This is a genomic window from Acinetobacter sp. YH16044, from assembly GCF_013417145.1.
Lineage (GTDB): Bacteria > Pseudomonadota > Gammaproteobacteria > Pseudomonadales > Moraxellaceae > Acinetobacter > Acinetobacter amyesii.
Window position 1 is genome coordinate 241,105 of record NZ_VPEK01000001.1, and the last position, 17,981, is coordinate 259,085.

Below are 17,981 nucleotides of genomic sequence, written 5' to 3' on the forward strand. Positions count from 1 at the left end.
ATATGGTTGATTTAAATAAAGATGATGTCGCAACAATTACTCAGGCTATAGCTATAGGTTTTTCACCGGCAGGTATTGCACTTGATGTGGCTGATCTAGCTAGAGCATCCTATAACCTATATCAAGAAAAATCAGATGATCATTACTTCGAAGTTGCGTTGTGTATTATTGGGTTTATTCCTGGACCTGGAGATGGAGTCAAAGCAGGTCTAAGAATAGTCAATAGAAAGCCAGAAATTTTGTTTGAATTAATTCGTTTTATTATGACGCACTGTAAAATTCATGGAGATCCTGAAAAATGGTTGGCAGAAGTAATCAGTGATAAGAAAATAAGGGAATTAATTCGAAGTGGTAAGCAGGCTTCTATTAATGCTTCGAATAATAATATTGATAGTAGATGGGCAAAGTATTGGGTTAATCAAAGTATAGAGCTTACGTTTAATTTCTTAGAGAACTCAATATCATCACTAATACAATTGTTGGCAAGAAAAGTCTTGCATTGGAAATCCAAAGTACCAAAGACTTCTGCTGATCGAAGACAAAACAGTAATGGAAATGGTCATCAAAATAGTTCCGCTCATGGTACGACTTACAATGGAAAAACAGGGCAAAATGGAGATGGCAAAGGCACTAAAGGCCGTACACTGTCAAAGACCGATATTTCAAAAGTTTTATCTAATTTAGAAGTTGGAGGTGTAGGTGAACATATGGCTGATTATTGGGTTGCTAATAAATTAGGAATCAAGGTTTCCCATGATTCAGGCAGTAAACCCAATGAAAAACTACAACGCACAATGACTAAACTGCATGTAGGAATTCATGATCAAGGAATTGATGCGATTTGGAAGTCTGATAAAAAAGATCTTGGTATAATGAATACCAAGACCTATGCCGTGATTGAGGCCAAAGCAAGTTTAAGTATGGGGAAGGGAACAGGACCAGGTTCTTTATTGAATGATTTAGATAAGCAACAAGATACAAGAGATCGACATAAAGAAAGGACTGATGCCAAAAAAGATAAACGTTCTGAAAAGAAACTTGTGCCAAAGCAGAAGTATTTGAGTAATCAGCAAATGAGTGAAAAATGGGTTGAAGCACGCTTATCTATTGTAGAAAAAAGACAAGTTCTACCTAGTTACAGCCGTCATTTACTTTATTTTAATTATGCTCATCCTGAAACTGTGGAGCATTTAAATACGTTAGCCGTTTCTATTCAAGATCAGCAACCTATTGATCATACAAAGCATCTAAATGAACATACACCATCAAATTTTTGGGGTGCAGCTAAAATTGATGAGGCTCTGAACAATCGAGTTACTCGAGCAAATACCAAAAATGGTTATACGAAATAAAATTAGATGATTAAAATGAGGAATCAACAATGTTAGATTTTACAGAACGACGTAGACAACAATTTCTAACTGAAGACTATTATAAAAGTGCCTATGATTTTTATATAGAAGACGTTGATTTTTGGAAAGAAAGTGATACGTTTGAAGATGATCAATACAATTGTGGTGAAGATAGGCGTTGGACGCTTATAACACATGATTATTCTTTTCTACTTTACCTTGTATACACAGCAGGAAAATCTATAGGGGAAGTTATCCCCTTATTTGAAAAAGTTATAGAAGGTTTTGAAAAACAATCTGAAGCCTTAGCTATCTTCCATAAGTCAAAAAAACCTTCTGTCATTCCAACTCAAAATGAAACGTTAAATATACTTGGTCTGGCTTTTTTATTAAATCGAAATGATTTATTTGATCGTATACATTCATTAGTCAATGGTGAGGGTGAAAGTCATACGTGTGAAGATGAAATTATTAATAAATTTTTTAAACTTAATGATCCTTCACATCCAACATTTAACGAAGGAAATTTATTTGCATTAGGTTATTCAAAATTATGTGATGTGATTGATAATGTGCTAGTTAAAAATAATAAAGAAACTGCTGTTAAATATTTAGATGAATACTTAGCTGATTGGTATCAAATGAATAAAAATGCACTTTGGTTTAATAGTCATTTAGAGCCTGCAGAAGAACTAAAATATTGTGGTTATTGGTCTTTTGAAGCAGCTGCTTTGGTTTATTTACTAGACTTAGATGATAGTTCCTTACATAAGCACTTGTTTTATCCTAAAGATATAGTTGCATGGGCTCGTAAAAATAATACTCAATCTGAAGTAACCCAAGAGAATCTAACTGTAATAAAAGTCAAAGCTGGCGAAAAATCCCCAAAAACGGGCTATTGGACAACCCCTGCACAAGAAGATTCACGCGTTCATGTGTTAAGAGGTGAAATGTTACCAACACTTTCTGAAACAGATTGGGGTGAAGTGTACTGGTATTTTAATGGTGAGGAATAAATAAAACATGCCCTTCGGGGCATTAATTTTAGGATTAATATGAATTTCGATAAATATAAAAGACAGATTTTTTTAACTGAAGAGTATTATTTAAAGACTAAAAAATACAATGAAGAAGGAATACCCTTATATTTAGAAAGTGATGCATTTGAAGATGATCAATATAATTGTGGAGAAGCTTCAAGATGGCAATCTATTACATGGATCTATCATTCTTTATTATATCTTCATTATACTGCAGGAAAGCCAATAGAAGAAATATCTCCATTATTTGAAAAAGTAATAGAAGGTTATGAAAAACAAGCAGAAGCATTAGGAGTTTTTAAAGCAAGTAAAAAGCCAGTTGTTATTGGTGGTGAAGGTGGTTTTATTGCATTAACTACAATTAGCTTAGCAGTATTGCTAAATAAAAATAATTTATTATCTACAATTAAACAATTAATCAATGGCGAGGATGGAGGAACTTTTAGTGAAGATGAAGTGATTAATAAGTTTTTAAAACTAACGGATTCTAATCATCCAGATACTGAAAGAGATGGGATATATAGTTATAATTTTTCAATATTATGCGATGTGATTGATAATGTAATAATTAAAAATAACAAAAATCATGCGATTGAACTGTTGGATGAATATTTGGCTGAGTGGTATCAAATGCATAAAAATACACTTTGGTACAATAGTCATTTAAATTTAGATAATTATTCATATGTTGGTTATTGGGCTTTTGAAGCAGCAGCTCTTGTTTATTTACTAGATTTGGATGACAGTTCTTTACATAAACATTTGTTTTATCCTAAAGATATAGTTGCATGGGCTCGTAAAAATAATACTCAATCTGAAGTAACATAAGACAAACTAACTGTATTAAAAGTCAAAGCTGGCGAAAAATCCCCAAAAACGGGCTATTGGACAACCCCTGCACAAGTGGATTCACGCGTTCATGTGTTAAGAGGTGAAATGTTACCAACACTTTCTAAGGCAGATTGGGGTGAAGTGTACTGGTATTTTAATGGTGAAGAATAAATAAAATATGCCCTTCGGGGCATTAATTTTAGGCTGAATATGAATTTTAAAATCGATCCTAAATTTTTATATTTATTAGAACATTTTAGTTCTAAAGAATTTTTTTATAGCATGAGAAATAACTATCAATCTTTTTTAGATCGTTTGGAATTGCTGTTTGCCGTTTGTATGAGAAATCTACCCTGTAATTATCTGGATTTTCCAATGCCAGAGCAAGTTGACATCAATTGGGGAGGGACGGTTTTACCGCTTTTAAGAAAAACCATGGATACTTTAGATTTTGCTTATATAAGAATAAAAGAAGGCGATCTAACATATTTAGATTGCGCATCAGAGATTCGATCGAATGACAAAGGTATGAGTGAGTTTTCAAAAAAATGGATGGATGAACTACCTCATGAAAATGTGAAAGAATGTTGGGATTTTTATACAAAGGCTAAGGCCGAGGCATTCATTATTGAAAATACCTATCCAACGTATTGGAATCAAGAAAGTATTGTTGATGAAATATTTGATATTTCAAAAATTAATATTCCTGTGTCATATCCCATTTATCGTATAAATCAAAGTATTAAAGTAAAATCGAATGAAAAAGTTGCGATAAAAGGTTTATATATTTCCGAATTTGTGCCGAACCGAATAGAATTTATGGCTCATAGTAATGAAGATGATAGAGGTTTTGGTAGTGTAATTCCCACTACAATAGATCCAGAAACTTATGAAACATATTATGAGAAAACAGATTGGTACTTGATTGAAAGAGTCGCAAATGAAGGGGGCAAGTTTACCGATCGAAGCTGAAATGATTTGTGTTGTCTGATGTGTGTTGATAAATGATAGCGAAATAACACATATGATTTATCCAAAAGATTTGGTTAAATTTTCCCGAGAATTTGTACCTTCCAAAATGATATAAGTAACCCATGTGCAAAAACGCTAAGAAGCGAAGTAGGACAAATTTGCCCTAAAATAGGTGAATGGTATAGTCCTGCGAATAACATGGAAAAACGTTATTTTAAACAGGGTGATGTTATGCCTGAGATTAAAGATAACCCTTGGGGTCTAACGATTTGGTATCTGACTGAATAAGTAGATGCCATTCGAGGTATGTTGGAATGGATGGGTATGTGTACTGGCAGCTTGATGGTGATAAATAGGATAGAGTTTCCTTTTGGTTCTTCGTTTCTAATAGATAATATTTTAAATTTTCTTTGATTATTATTTTTAATTAAATAAATTAAAACCCCATATTTTTTAAAGGATAATGATGAATTTTTAAAAACGAATTTAATACTTATCATACTTTCAGCAATAATTTTAATAGGGTGTAATACTAATTCAACAAAAACTTATGTGTTGACCACAACATCTTATGGTTATGATGCAAGATATATTCCTTATATTGTTGAATTAAATGGAGAAGAGTTAGGTGGAGGGCTAGGTAGTGGAACGAAAAGATCAGCAGTGATAACAGGAACTCAATATATTAAATGGGGAGAAGGTAATAGCTCTAAAAAGCATATTGCAACCAATGTCCCCACATTGACGAATGAAAATTTAAAAGATAAAAAATATTTAGCTGTACATATATATCCAGATGACAGTGTGGAAATTAATTTATCGAATGAATTACCTGATGCTACTGAGAAAGGTTTAGAGTGGAGAGCAAAAATTATTGATGAATTGAAGGTAAAAGAAGAAAAATAGCTGTATCAGTCATTAGTGGCATATAGATAAAAAAAAAGCGCATGATGACATGCGCTTTTTAATTTTCAGCTAATTATTTTTCAACGAATGCACGTTCAATCACGTAGTCGCCTAGAACGCCCATCTTAGGAGATTCTTTCAGACCGTGCTGGTCAAGTAGTGCAGCAACGTCGTCTAGGAATGCAGGTGAACCGCAAAGCATTGCGCGGTCAGTTTCAGGGTTGAAACGTGGAAGCCCAATTTTTTCGAAAAGTTGACCAGATTCAATGGCAGTAGTTACACGGCCTTGAGTATGGAATTCTTCACGAGTTACCGTAGGATAGTAAACCAATTTTTCTTTCGCGCCTAATTCACCAAAGAATTCGTGGTTAGGAATTTCATCTAAGATTAAATCTTGATAAGCCAATTCCGAAATGAAACGTGTACCATGTACAACGATGATTTTTTCAAAACGTTCGTAAGTTTCAGGGTCACGAATTACAGAAAGGAACGGTGCAAGACCTGTACCTGAAGAAAGTAGGTATAAGTTTTTACCAGGGTTTAAGTCATCTAGAACCAACGTACCTGTAGGTTTTTTAGATACTAAAATTTCATCGCCAACTTTTACTTTTTGTAAAATAGACGTTAAAGGACCATCTGGAACTTTAATAGAGAAAAACTCTAATTCTTCTTCATAGTTTGCGCTTGCAATAGAATAAGCGCGCATTAAAGGCTTACCATTTACTTCAAGGCCGATCATCACAAATTGACCGTTTTTAAAACGTAACGCAGTATCGCGAGTGGTTTTAAAAGAGAATAAAGTGTCATTCCAATGGTGGACGTGAGTAATCTTTTCGACGTTAAAAGCAGCCATTAAAGGTCTCAATAAAATTATCAAATTAGAACAGCTTACTATTCTAATCTAAAATCATTCTCGATAAACTGAATATATTTAATTGAACTTATCAGAAAAAGTGATTATGTCTGAGCTTAAAATGCCAATTATCGGGTATATGAAATCTCCCTACCGAGAAAAATTTGGTATTCCACGTCAGCCGAATTTGGTGCAAGTCGAATCTTATATTGAAATGCTAGAACCTTATAACGATTTATTGGCTTTCGAAGGGATTGATGATTTTAGTCATCTTTGGCTGATTTGGCAGTTTCATGAAAATAAAAATGCAGATTCGACAAAATTTCGTCCGCAAGTTCGTCCTCCGCGTTTAGGTGGTAATCAAAAAATCGGGGTATTTGCGACACGAAGTATGTACCGACCGTCACCTATGGGCTTGTCGGTTGTGCAGCTCAAAGGAGTGAAAAAAGTCGGAAAATCGGTATGTGTCTATGTGGTCGGTAGTGATTTGTTGGATGGAACACCAATTTTAGATATCAAACCCTATATTCAATATTCAGATGCAGTTATGGATGCGCAAAGCGGTTATGCGCAGGATGAGCCAGAAAGAAAATCTGTGATTTGGTCAGAGCACGCTGAGCAACAAAAACAGGTATTTTTGAATAATGGCAATTTAACCGAACAATTAACAGCAGAACTGGAACAAGTATTGAGTTTAGATCCACGTCCTGCTTATCAGCATGATGATGAACGTGTGTATGGCATGTTATTTGGTGGATTGAATGTAAAATTTCAGGTCTGTGATCTACAAATTCTGATTATTGATATATCTCAATAAAAAAGGAGCTTTTAGCTCCTTTTTTATTAAATGTGTAAATTATTTATTTGCTGCAAAACTTTGTTTGATTGCGTTAAGAGCAACATCGTTATACATGCTGCAAGAGTTCTCAGCTAATTGTTTAAACTCTAAAAATTGAGTTTTTTGAGTAGGATTTGTTGAAGTATTTATCCAATTATCAATAATCTTAATTAAATCCTGCATATTGTATTCCACTCCTTTAGGAGATGGGTAAGCGTCATAGAAACGATTTTTATATTGAGCTACGCCATATTCACTCTCATCATCAGCTACGGTATAGGCTACAGTATCTTTCATGATGTATTTTTTCGCAGTAATATCTGTACTAAGATCAGCCCACCAGTCAGCTAAAAAACTTTGACTTTCACTATCTGAGGAATCTGTTAAATCTAAATACTGTTCACTATTTGATACTTTATTTAATTGTAAACAGCGAGAACCAGCGGGAAACTTAATATTTGAAATAGCTGTTAAGTATTTGAGAGCATCGTTAGAAATATAGTTGCTTGAATCAGTAATATTATTTTTTATGATCCAATAATTATAGGCATCAACTTGAGAGGCAATGATTTCACCTTCAAGATTGAAAGATTTCATTGTTGTTGTAATTTTTAGACCTGATGAATTAATAGAGGAATGAGGACTTAGCGTCCACACATTATTTGCAATGGATATATTGCCATTCAGATAGCCATACGAACTGTGTAGAGATCCTTCATCATACAAGCCATTCGTTGTGACCATAAATGAATCGCTACTTTCTGAAGTATATAATTTACCATTATCGATAGTTGCAGTATCACTTTCGTATGACAGCACATCACTTTCACTGTCGAGTTCAAAAGTTGACCACTGTTGGAAAGCAGCATTTGGTACTGGTGGATTTTCACTGGAATTATTATTAGATGTAGAGCTTCCACCGCCACTGCCGCAGGCAGTTATGCTAAGAATAGTCATCGTATAAATTGCTAATATTTTTATTTTCATCATAAATCTTCTTATATCGTTGTTATAAAGCCCTGAGAGGCAAATTTATTATAGCTTAAATTTATGAATGTTTTTATTAATAAAAAAAATAGTATGCTTTCAGAAAACCTATGTGCAAAACACAAATGACACAAGCGTGCCTTTAGAATTTTTTTGCTATAGTAGTTCTATGTTTGGGGAACATAGAACAATGACTTTTAATTTTGAAATTGACACTTCTTGGTGTTTAGACCAATTACAAAAAGATGGACGAATTACTGAACGCGACAAAATGCTGATTCAAACCACGCACCGTCAGCGTGAGCAGTTGAAATGGCATCCTCTACAATGGATTGCCAATTTTAATTTAGTCGATCAGAGTCATTCGCAGTCTACCTTAACACTCAATAGACTCTGTCAATGGTTGGCAGAAAAGTCTGGTGTGCCGTTTTATATTATCGATCCTTTAAAAGCTGATGTGCCTGCTTTGACAGCCATTATGTCGCAGGAATTTGCAGTACGAAATCGCATTTTAGCGGTTGAATTACAAAATGAGCATGTGTTGATTGCAACGGATCAACCTTATAAAAATGAATGGATTGCCAATTTAGAAAGAACAGTTTTACCACGAAAGATTCAACGTGTATTACTCAGTCCAGATCAACTACAGCGCTACTTGGTTGAATATTACCAAGTGAGTCGTGCGGTCAGTAATTCGCAAAAATCATCGAGTTATGACCGTGAAAATAAAGGCGTTGAAGCGCTATTACAATTAGGTGATACACAAAATCCAGATGCCAATGATCAGCATATTGTGAAGCTTGTCGATTGGGTCTTACAGTTTGCCTTCGAACAAGGTGCAAGTGATATTCACCTCGAGCCGCGTAAAGATACAGGAAAGGTGCGTTTTCGTATCGATGGCGTATTGCATACCATCTACAACATGCCCGCAAATACCCTGACAGCCGTGGTCTCGCGAATTAAGATCTTAGGTCGGATGAATGTGGCTGAAAAACGTAAACCGCAAGATGGACGTTTAAAAACCCGTACAACCAAAGGCCAAGAAACAGAGCTGCGTTTATCGACGTTGCCAACGGCCTTTGGTGAAAAGTTGGTTATGCGTATTTTTGACCCTGAAGTCTTGGTACGTAGTTTCCAACAGCTCGGTTTTGAAGGGCGTCTGTTAGATGATTGGAAGGCCTTAACCAGTCATAGTCACGGTATTATTTTAGTGACTGGTCCGACGGGTTCGGGTAAAACCACCACGCTTTATTCATCGCTCAAGCAATTGGCAACTGAAGAAGTGAATGTCTGTACGATTGAAGACCCGATTGAGATGTTAGAGCCGAGCTTTAACCAAATGCAGGTGAATACAGGGATTGATTTAGGCTTTGCTGATGGTGTACGGGCTTTAATGCGTCAAGACCCTGACATTATCATGGTCGGGGAGATCCGAGATCATGATACGGCAAATATGGCAATCCAAGCTGCATTAACAGGTCATTTGGTGCTTTCAACTTTACATACCAATGATGCACCATCGAGTTTGACGCGATTACATGATCTGGGGATTCAGCCTTTTTTAACGGCAGCGACCATTTTAGGGGTTTTGGCACAACGTTTGGTTCGTCAACTCTGTCCACATTGTAAGCGTGAGACTTTTATCAATGAACAAGAGTGGAAACATTTGACCTTTGAATATGCGATACAAATGCCTGATTTTGTCTACGAGGCGGTGGGCTGTGATGAATGTCGTCAAACGGGGTATAAAGGCCGTGTGGGGATTTATGAATTTATGCCGCTCAGTATTGAAACCAAGCAATTGATTGGTGCCAATGCAGATTTAACCCAATTACGTACACAGGCACGTAAAGAGCATGTCGAACCATTACGAATTGCAGGTGCGCGTAAAGTACTTGCAGGTGTGACGACTTTAGAAGAAGTTCTGCGTGTCGTACCGCTCAACTAATGGTTCGATCAAATAAATAAAAACGTCTTTGCAGCTTAAGATTCGACTCATCTTGCTTTGTTTAAATAGCGCTATCGAAATAGACAAAGTAAGAGAGATCGAAGATGAAAACATTCACTCAATTGGTATGTGGTTTAGCATTTGCAGGTGTGGCATCGGTTGCAGTCGCGAATACAGCAGTTAATCAAACAGCTGTTGCACCGATGAAAACCACATCAGTGAAACATGCCTTAGGCTTAAAAGATGACAGTAAGGTTCAATTGAAAGGTTATGTTGTGAAATCGATGGGCGATGAAAAATATCAGTTCCGCGATAGCACAGGCAGCATTACAGTGGATATTGATGATGAACTTTGGCAAGGCAAAGCAATTTCAGCTAAAACACCGGTAACGCTCATTGGTGAAATCGACATTGATTACAAACCAACAAAACGCGTTGAAGTGGATGTCGATCAAGTAAGATTTTAATTTAGCCTGTCATTCAATACAGTGCTGCTCCATGAAAAAAACCACGGCTTGCTGTGGTTTTTTTATGTTATGAGCAGATATGAGCAAAAGTTCGATACACTGAAGTCGTGACCATAGAAATAGGGTAGGTAAGATGCGAATTTTATTGGCAGAAGATGATGCATCCCAAGCAGACAGTATAAAAACATGGCTTGAAATGGATGGCTATAGTGTCGATTGGGTTGATCGCGGCGATCACGCTATTTTGGCTTTAGAACAACATCAATATGATTGCATACTTTTAGATCGTGGCTTACCAAAAGTAACTGGTGATGAAATTTTAAAACGTATCGTACAGTTGCATCCGTTTACACCAGTTTTATTCATTACTGCTCGGGACAGTATTGCAGATCGTGTTGAAGGTTTAGATCTGGGAGCCCATGATTATTTGGTGAAACCGTTTAGCTTAGAAGAGTTGTCAGCAAGGGTACGTGCCCAATTACGCTTGCATCATCAGCAGCGTGATAATTGTCTGACTTTTGGTGATTTAAGTTTAGATGTACATGCCAAAACGCTGCGTAAAAATGCGGAATTGATTACGTTGACTTCGCGTGAATATCAAATTTTGCATAAGATGATGTTGAATCCAGAGCATATTATGACGCGTAGCCAACTCGAAGAATCACTCTATGCTTGGGGCGATGAAGTTGAAAGTAATGCGATCGAAGTTTTTATTTACCAATTGCGTAAGAAGATTGGCAGTGATTACATTAAAACCTTAAGGGGTTTGGGTTATCGCATGAATCTTCCGCAACAAAGTTAAGTCTATGAGTGATAAAAAAAGCATTTCCTTACAGTCGCAACTGATTAAAACCTCACTGCTCAGTGCAATTTGGGCGGGAGCAATCTCTCTGTGTCTGATGTTGGGATTTGGTTTGTATCACATCATGAATGTACACGATGCCCTGATGGACGAAGTGGCAGATATGCTTACTGCTACTGATCTAACGCTGAAGCAAGACGAACAAATAGATGAACTGAGTGAAGAGTTTGATATGCAATATCAACTCATGCAAGGGTCGCAAGTCTTAACCACATCGGAACAACACACAGCATTTGAACATCAGCCCAATTTAAAACAAGGGTTGCATTATCAATGGAGAGAAGGCGCGCTTTGGCGTAGCTATGCACTTCAGGACGATGGATTAACCGTACAAATCGTTCAACCGATGAAAACACGGCTGAGGGAAACGCTGCAAAGCGTACTAGGCTATGCAGGGATTCTGTTGATTGTCTGGTTAATCCAATGGCTATTACTGCATATTTTGATTAAACGTCAATTGAAAGTTTTACAGCTATTTTCAAAACAAATCGCTGAAAAAAATGTAGATGACCTACAAGCCATCGTCTTACCTGAACCTGTATTACAGGAACTAGAGCCGATCCAAATACAGCTGAATTTTTTATTAAGCCGATTAGATCAAGCCTTAGAGGCGGAACAGCGTTTTACCTCAGATGCCTCACATGAATTACGCTCACCATTGTCTGCGATTCAAATGCGACTTCAGGTATTAAAACGGAAATATCCTGACATTCAGCACGATTTATTGAGCATACAGCACGATGTTAATCGAGGGACAAGGGTTTTAGAAAATCTACTGATTTTGGCGCGGCTCGACCCGACGCAATCGGAGCAATTAGATAAAAAACAGGACGACTTAGAACAGCTGAGTTTACAAGTCATTGATGCTTTACAGCCGTTTATTGAAGAAAAGCAGATCGAATTGAAGCTACAGAGTCACACTGTACGGTTTGCTATGAATGCCGAATTGATGTTTAGCTGTCTGCGAAACTTAGTCGATAACGCCATCCGCTATAGTCCTGAGCAAGGACAGGTCAAGATTGATTTAACGGTAACAGCACAGCAGGCGGCTTGGACGATTGAAAATCAAGGTGCAGGACTGACAGCCGCAGAATTGCAACGCATTGGCGAACGGTTTTACCGCGTATTAGGAACAAAGACACAAGGTTCAGGTTTAGGCATTTCAATTGCACAAAAAATTGTACAGTTACATCAAGGTCAATTCAGTGTGGATGCCTCTGAACTGGGCGGCTTAAAGGTACAACTCACTTTTCCAATCCGCTAAAAACACGATTTGCTCTATTGAATTTGAACGAAAGAGTGTTGTGAGAGGAAGATGAGTGTTGCGATTTAAATTAAGTTTGAGTAGCTATAAAACTTAATTTAACTAAGTACAAAACTTAAAAAAGCAGTAAGCGAATGGCTTACTGCTTGTGTCCACGATTATTTTTATTGCGCTGATAATTATTATTTTTATCAGAAATTATTTGGTCAAAATAAGGCGATTATTTCGTGTTAAACGTAGTCGATATTCTTCACCTGCATGCATAATTCGAATTTCACGTCCTAAGGCAAAAAGGTTGTTTGAATGTAGCATAGGCAGTGAGTGGTGTGCTTCATTGCTACGAGTAAAAAGGCTAAATGGTGCGTTCATTCCGTCGACTCCGTGGTGTATTTCTGAATGGTTTAAATGATAATCATTATCGAATAGGCCTGTCAACGGTAATTTTAGGATTTTATAAAAAAGATAAATTTGCTTACACTTGGTTATCAATTGGAACAGAGCAGAGAGCAAGGAACTATGTCGAAACCGCAAATTGATGTCGCCATTGCGATTTTATTGCATCAAGACAAAGTACTGGTGGGTTGGCGTGAAGCAAAACAACATCAGGGCAATAAACATGAGTTTCCGGGTGGTAAAGTCGAGCAGGGTGAAAGTCCTGAACAAGCGTGTCGTCGTGAAATTTTTGAAGAAGTTGGCATCGGTTTACACGACTGGCATGCTTTTGATTTTATTCAACATGAATATGATGATGTTATTGTGAAATTACATTTATTTCATGCCACCGTCCCGCATGCGTTGCTGAATGAAATCCAAAAGCCATGGGCCTGGTATTCGCGTCAACAACTGATGAGCTTGAATTTTCCAAAGGCCAATCAAGCTATTTTGCAGCGTTTATATTGGCAGCAACAGATCAAAATCACTGCTGATCTACCAACATTTGAAACGCTTCAAGAGACGCTTTTGTATTATTGGCGAGTCGATGCCAGCGCAGAAAATGCAGAGGCATTAAATCAATTACCAACAGTGATTTTAAAACAACTGATGATTAATGAAGATCTATGGTCATTGCTCTCTACAGAGGTGCAAGCACATATTTCGGCTTTACATCTTAAGCAGTACCAATTGCTGAAAAAAAATAAAGGTGATTTACAGCTTGGGAAGCGCTATATCGCAGCTTGTCATGATCAAGTTTCTGTGCTGCATGCGCAAAAAATTGGCTGTGATGCTATTTTTATGAGCCCAGTTCTGGCGACACAAAGTCATCCTGAGGCGCAAGGAATGGGATGGGCGCATTTTTCTGAGATTGCACGAAGCATAGAAATCCCTGTTTTTGCTTTAGGTGGAATGCGTCCTGAATTGCTACCTATTGCACAGCAACACCATGCTTATGGGGTGGCCGGTATTCGCAGTTTTTAAATTAAAAACTGATGTTACGCAGTAACATCAGACGCACAGTTTGCTTCAGATAAAAGAATGATACACGGTAAGGTCATCCGCAAGTGTTTGAGATAGGACTCCTTCTAATCAAAAATGGTTTTGCGATACTTTGAATAATTTGACGCTAGTGAACGAGTTTTGTCGGTGAGGTGCATTGCACCGCAAGATGGTTTCCTTGCGAAGCACGCTTCTCATTTTGCCTAATGAGAACCATTGTTTTGTAAGAGTACCTCCAGCCGAAGGCTAATCCCTTTATTCAAACCCTAGATGTAAGACACCGTTGAATAGACTTAAAATTCATTTGGCTCTAGACTAGCAGATTTGCACTTAGTTTTACCTAATGAGGTCCCACAACTCTGTTGCTAGCTCATTAGGCTTCCTCATCCAACGCCATTCTGTTTCTTTAAGATGATAATCAAAATACTCTTTTGATATACCGTTGAACTTTGCTAGCCTTCTTTTACAAAAGCTCCAGAATGATTCTATTCCATTTATATGACATTGTCCTCTGGCAAATTCATTCGCTCCATGATTTACTCTAAAATGCTTTGAGTAACCAACATCTACCAAACCATTGTATCCACGCCAACCATCACTATAAATTACACTTTCAAGTGCAACTTTACCTAAGATAACTTGTTGTAATGTAGTCTTTTTACAATCAGGGACTATTTCTGTATAAACTCGACCATTCCTTTCAAATATTCCAAATACAGGTTGTTTTAAAGTACCTCGACCTCGCTTCAATTTCCCATGAAAACCACGTTGTCTTTTTGCTCCAAAATAGCTCTCATCAACTTCAATAGAACCTACAAACTTTGCTCTTAAATCTGTTTGATGATCGTAGATTGCTTCTCTAAAAAGCATGTACCAATAGTTGATGGTATTACGGTTCAAGTTAAGCAATAAGGCTGTTTTAGAAGCAGGAATATCAATGCAAAAGCACTGAATAATTTTTTTAATCTTATAGTGACTTAATTTACTGTTTTCTATCATGATTCTAGAATAAAATATCTATTCTGCTAGTCTAGAGCCTTCATTTTTAATATGCGAAATTACTTTTAGGTGCGTAACATCAGTTAAAAATACGTGCATTGAATTAAATTTGTATTTGAAAGTCGATATTCAGATTTAAAATAACTTTTAGAAATAAACTTACTTTTAGTATGTAATGAATAAAAAAGCCTGATCTCAATTAAGATCAAGCTTTTTTACGGGGTGCTTAAAGAGCTTTAATTGCTTGTTGTGCTTTTTGAATGGTGCTGCTTTTCTTTTGCATTTGACCGGCTTTTAAAACAACATTCCAAAGCTGTTGTTTCATCGGCTTGGTTTGAGCATAGCTTAATCCACGCAGTGCCAACGATTCTGCATTCGCAGGCTGATTTTTTCGATTGGCGATCATTGCCAAATATAAAAAAGTTTCCGCAGATTGTGGTGCCAAACGCTGTGCTTGAGTTGCCGCACTTTCAGCTTCATTCCATTTTCCATTGGCATAAGCGGTTTGCGTAGTTTGCATCAATTTTTTGAATGCAGGCAAGTCACGACCATCATCAAATTTTTGAATTTGGGTTTTCTGCTCAGGAATAACGATGCGTTGACGTTTAATTTCTGGATGGTCATATGGCGTAATAATGACCCCAGAAGAGTCATGGATATCTGCCTTTTTTTCAGGTGGAGCAGGCGGCTTTTGCTCAGGTTCGACTATGGTTTGGCAACCAGCCAAAATGATCGTCAAAACGCTCAGAATACTGAACGTTTTTAAAACTTTAATGTTTTGCAATTTAATTTGTATACTCTCCACTTGAGATGATGCGAGGTTGATCAGATGAACCCTGGTCATTATCGACATCACTTTCACGAATGTAGTCACCTAAACTATCATTTTGTTCCTGAGTTGGCTGCGTCTCTTCAGTATCAACTGTGTAAGGTTCTACTTCATATTGTGTCGAACCACATGCCGTCGCTTGATTTGGAATAGAGTTGCGCGACAGAGGAATATACATCGCACCTGTACAATGCTGTGCAGATAAATTACCTGAATAACGGTCTAACCAATGCCACTGTACGCTGTCTGGTTGACGTAAATTAACTGGCTTTTGACGTAACTGCTTCATGACATTGGTCCAAACCGGAAGTGCTCCTGACGAACCAGTTAAGCCTGTAACTTTGTTGTTGTCTAAACCTAACCAAACCACACTTAAGTAATTACCTGAATAACCTGCAAACCATGAGTCACGCGTATCATTGGTTGTTCCTGATTTACCTGCAAGTTTAAGTGAAGCCGGTAATGATGCATAAGCAGAACGGCCTGTCCCTGAACTCATCACTTGTTGTAAACCGTAGTTCAAGATAAAGGCTGCATCAGGTGCAATAGTCGGTTGTACCGTTAAGCTATAACGATCTAATAAACGACCATTGGCATCGACCACTGAACGAATAGCTTTCACTGGATATTTGAAGCCACCGGTTGCAAAGTTTCCATAGACACTCATGACTTCCATCGGTGACATATCAATAGCACCGAGGTAAATCGAAGGGTAGTTTGGAATATTAGACGTCACACCAAACTTTTTCAGATGGTTAATAAAAGTCGACATACCGAACTCTTGACCTAAGCGTACCGCAGAGAGGTTATAAGAGTTTGATAGGGCATCGACCATTGGTACAACACCATGTGCACCACCACTATAGTTTTTCGGTGTCCAAGCTTTGCCATCACTTTGAATGCTGATCGGACTGTCTTCGATTTGACTCGCCCAGTTATAGCGGTTGGATTCTATCGCACTGAGGTAAATCACAGGTTTTAGCAATGAACCAACTTGACGTTTAGCATCCATTGTACGGTTAAAGCCAGTAAAGTCCTGCGTTGAACCCACTGCTGAAACCAATTCACCATTTTCAGGATGAGACACCAATACCGCGCCTTGTAATTCTTTTAAGCGTGCTGGATTGGCATTGCTTAAACGGGCCACAGATTCTTTAAATGCAGTTTGTACACGGGTTTGTGCAATCGGGTCCATCGCGGTGAAAATACGCAGACCTTGATTGGTCAAATCGCTTTCTTGGTATTCAGTACGCAGTTGACGACGCACGATATCCATATAGTCTGGGAAGCGAGAAGGGCCCAATGTTGGTTTTGTAATGACATTTAATGGACGTGCAGACTCAGTTTCATATTGTTCCTGAGTTAAATAGCCCATCACCACCATATTGTTCAACACAATATTACGGCGTTTAATCGCACTTTCAGGGTTTTTCCACGGATTAAATAGAGTTGGACCTTGAACCAAACCGACTAAATACGCCTGCTGAGCAATATTTAGTTCACGTAGGGGTAAACCAAAATAGAATTGTGAGGCTAAACCATAACCATTGATGGAATAGTTACCGTTTTGACCTAAGTTCACTTCGTTTAAATAAGCTTCAAGAATTTCATCTTTGTCATAGTGAAGTTCAATCAGCATGGCCATTAAGGCTTCGTTGGCCTTACGCTTAATGGTTCTCTCAGGCGATAAATAAAAATTTTTCACCAATTGCTGAGTGAGGGTCGAACCACCTTGACGTTTTCCGCCTGTGACATTACTCACAATGGCACGTGCTGTACCACGAATCGAAATACCATGATGTTGATAGAAATTGCGGTCTTCGGTAGCAATTAAAGCTTGGATTAAAGGCTTAGGCACTTTATCAAGTTTGATCAGCACACGGTCTTCATTGTGCTGAGGATAAATACCACCAATTAACATCGGCTCTAAGCGGGCAATACCACTACTTGAAGGCTTGGTTGCACTCACTTCAGTGATTTGATCTTCACCAAAGGTCACTTTAAGGACTTGTTCAGGGTCGACACTATCACCAAAGTCAAAACCACGCGTATGGATATAGGTCACATTGCCAGAAGTAACGTAACTCCCTGTTTTCGCATAGCTATCTTGAGCGTTATAGCCCAAAAGTTTCAGTTCTTGGTTGAGGTCTGCTTGGCTTACAGGCGCATTGGTATAAATTTCTAAAGGACGAGCAAATACCTTGGCTGGAATGTCCCAACGTTGACCTTCGAATTTATCCCGTACAATATTATCTAGACGAATAAGATAAATGCTGAACACGAGAAATCCGCCGATAATCAACAGCGAAAAAATCAGTGCAATTATGCCTATGCCACGTTCAGACTTCATAAATAGTGATAATACCCTGAGAAATTTTGCTAATCATGCGAAGCTTTTC

At 37.6% G+C, this 17,981-nt stretch carries 17 protein-coding genes; 11 read left to right on the forward strand and 6 right to left on the reverse strand.

Features of this window, described 5'->3' with window-relative positions; genetic code table 11:
• The first annotated feature begins 2 nt into the window (after nt 1-2).
• The 5 genes from FTV38_RS01060 to FTV38_RS01080 all read left to right on the forward strand — a co-directional run bounded on the left by FTV38_RS01060 (nt 3) and on the right by FTV38_RS01080 (nt 5,101).
• Complete coding sequence (locus FTV38_RS01060) at nt 3-1,352, forward strand: hypothetical protein (RefSeq protein WP_180020817.1); 1,350 nt, start codon at nt 3-5, stop codon at nt 1,350-1,352.
• A gap of 29 nt (nt 1,353-1,381) precedes the next feature.
• Nucleotides 1,382-2,368, forward strand: a complete 987-nt coding sequence (locus tag FTV38_RS01065; protein ID WP_180020819.1) for a PoNe immunity protein domain-containing protein — start codon at nt 1,382-1,384, stop codon at nt 2,366-2,368.
• Nucleotides 2,369-2,407: 39 nt separating this feature from the next.
• The gene (locus tag FTV38_RS01070) at nt 2,408-3,220 is read left to right on the forward strand and encodes a PoNi-like cognate immunity protein (RefSeq protein WP_257220770.1); all 813 of its coding nucleotides are present in this window, start codon (nt 2,408-2,410) and stop codon (nt 3,218-3,220) included.
• Nucleotides 3,221-3,433: 213 nt separating this feature from the next.
• Entirely contained in the window at nt 3,434-4,195 is a 762-nt protein-coding gene (locus FTV38_RS01075) for a hypothetical protein (protein ID WP_180020821.1), read from the forward strand.
• 552 nt (nt 4,196-4,747) lie between these two features.
• Nucleotides 4,748-5,101 carry a hypothetical protein gene (locus tag FTV38_RS01080; RefSeq protein WP_373685140.1) on the forward strand — a complete coding sequence of 118 codons (354 nt, stop codon included), beginning with the start codon at nt 4,748-4,750 and terminating at the stop codon, nt 5,099-5,101.
• 73 nt (nt 5,102-5,174) lie between these two features.
• Here the strand turns inward: FTV38_RS01080 and FTV38_RS01085 are convergent, their stop codons facing one another.
• A complete protein-coding gene (locus FTV38_RS01085) occupies nt 5,175-5,954 on the reverse strand; it encodes a ferredoxin--NADP reductase (protein WP_078189109.1) in 780 nt (259 codons plus the stop codon).
• A gap of 106 nt (nt 5,955-6,060) precedes the next feature.
• Here FTV38_RS01085 and tsaA point away from each other — a divergent pair, with 106 nt between their 5' ends.
• A complete protein-coding gene (gene tsaA / locus FTV38_RS01090; RefSeq protein WP_180020823.1) occupies nt 6,061-6,771 on the forward strand; it encodes a tRNA (N6-threonylcarbamoyladenosine(37)-N6)-methyltransferase TrmO in 711 nt (236 codons plus the stop codon).
• A 39-nt stretch (nt 6,772-6,810) separates the two neighbouring features.
• Here the strand turns inward: tsaA and FTV38_RS01095 are convergent, their stop codons facing one another.
• Nucleotides 6,811-7,782 carry a hypothetical protein gene (locus tag FTV38_RS01095; protein ID WP_180020825.1) on the reverse strand — a complete coding sequence of 324 codons (972 nt, stop codon included), beginning with the start codon at nt 7,780-7,782 and terminating at the stop codon, nt 6,811-6,813.
• Between the two features lie 187 nt (nt 7,783-7,969).
• On the opposite strand from FTV38_RS01095, the gene FTV38_RS01100 reads away from it, so the two are divergent.
• The 4 genes from FTV38_RS01100 to FTV38_RS01115 all read left to right on the forward strand — a co-directional run bounded on the left by FTV38_RS01100 (nt 7,970) and on the right by FTV38_RS01115 (nt 12,320).
• Complete coding sequence (locus FTV38_RS01100) at nt 7,970-9,727, forward strand: GspE/PulE family protein (RefSeq protein ID WP_180020827.1); 1,758 nt, start codon at nt 7,970-7,972, stop codon at nt 9,725-9,727.
• 104 nt (nt 9,728-9,831) lie between these two features.
• The gene (locus tag FTV38_RS01105) at nt 9,832-10,194 is read left to right on the forward strand and encodes a NirD/YgiW/YdeI family stress tolerance protein (RefSeq protein WP_180020829.1); all 363 of its coding nucleotides are present in this window, start codon (nt 9,832-9,834) and stop codon (nt 10,192-10,194) included.
• A gap of 133 nt (nt 10,195-10,327) precedes the next feature.
• Nucleotides 10,328-10,996: a response regulator transcription factor gene (locus FTV38_RS01110; protein WP_180020831.1), complete on the forward strand. Its 669-nt coding sequence runs from the start codon at nt 10,328-10,330 to the stop codon at nt 10,994-10,996.
• 4 nt (nt 10,997-11,000) lie between these two features.
• On the forward strand, nt 11,001-12,320 hold the full coding sequence (locus FTV38_RS01115; RefSeq protein ID WP_180020833.1) for a HAMP domain-containing sensor histidine kinase: 1,320 nt from the start codon (nt 11,001-11,003) through the stop codon (nt 12,318-12,320).
• A gap of 198 nt (nt 12,321-12,518) precedes the next feature.
• On the opposite strand, the gene hemP is transcribed toward FTV38_RS01115, so the two are convergent.
• The gene (gene hemP / locus FTV38_RS01120; protein WP_078189103.1) at nt 12,519-12,689 is read right to left on the reverse strand and encodes a hemin uptake protein HemP; all 171 of its coding nucleotides are present in this window, start codon (nt 12,687-12,689) and stop codon (nt 12,519-12,521) included.
• A 147-nt stretch (nt 12,690-12,836) separates the two neighbouring features.
• Between hemP and FTV38_RS01125 the strand changes: the two genes are divergently transcribed.
• Complete coding sequence (locus FTV38_RS01125) at nt 12,837-13,736, forward strand: NUDIX domain-containing protein (RefSeq protein WP_180020835.1); 900 nt, start codon at nt 12,837-12,839, stop codon at nt 13,734-13,736.
• A gap of 354 nt (nt 13,737-14,090) precedes the next feature.
• On the opposite strand, the gene FTV38_RS01130 is transcribed toward FTV38_RS01125, so the two are convergent.
• The 3 genes from FTV38_RS01130 to mrcB all read right to left on the reverse strand — a co-directional run bounded on the left by FTV38_RS01130 (nt 14,091) and on the right by mrcB (nt 17,932).
• The gene (locus FTV38_RS01130) at nt 14,091-14,753 is read right to left on the reverse strand and encodes an IS1595 family transposase (protein ID WP_180020837.1); all 663 of its coding nucleotides are present in this window, start codon (nt 14,751-14,753) and stop codon (nt 14,091-14,093) included.
• A 226-nt stretch (nt 14,754-14,979) separates the two neighbouring features.
• On the reverse strand, nt 14,980-15,597 hold the full coding sequence (locus FTV38_RS01135; protein WP_257220768.1) for a tetratricopeptide repeat protein: 618 nt from the start codon (nt 15,595-15,597) through the stop codon (nt 14,980-14,982).
• Entirely contained in the window at nt 15,539-17,932 is a 2,394-nt protein-coding gene (mrcB, locus tag FTV38_RS01140) for a penicillin-binding protein 1B (protein ID WP_180020839.1), read from the reverse strand. The genes FTV38_RS01135 and mrcB overlap by 59 nt, the downstream gene beginning before the upstream one ends.
• Nucleotides 17,933-17,981 lie beyond the last annotated feature (49 nt).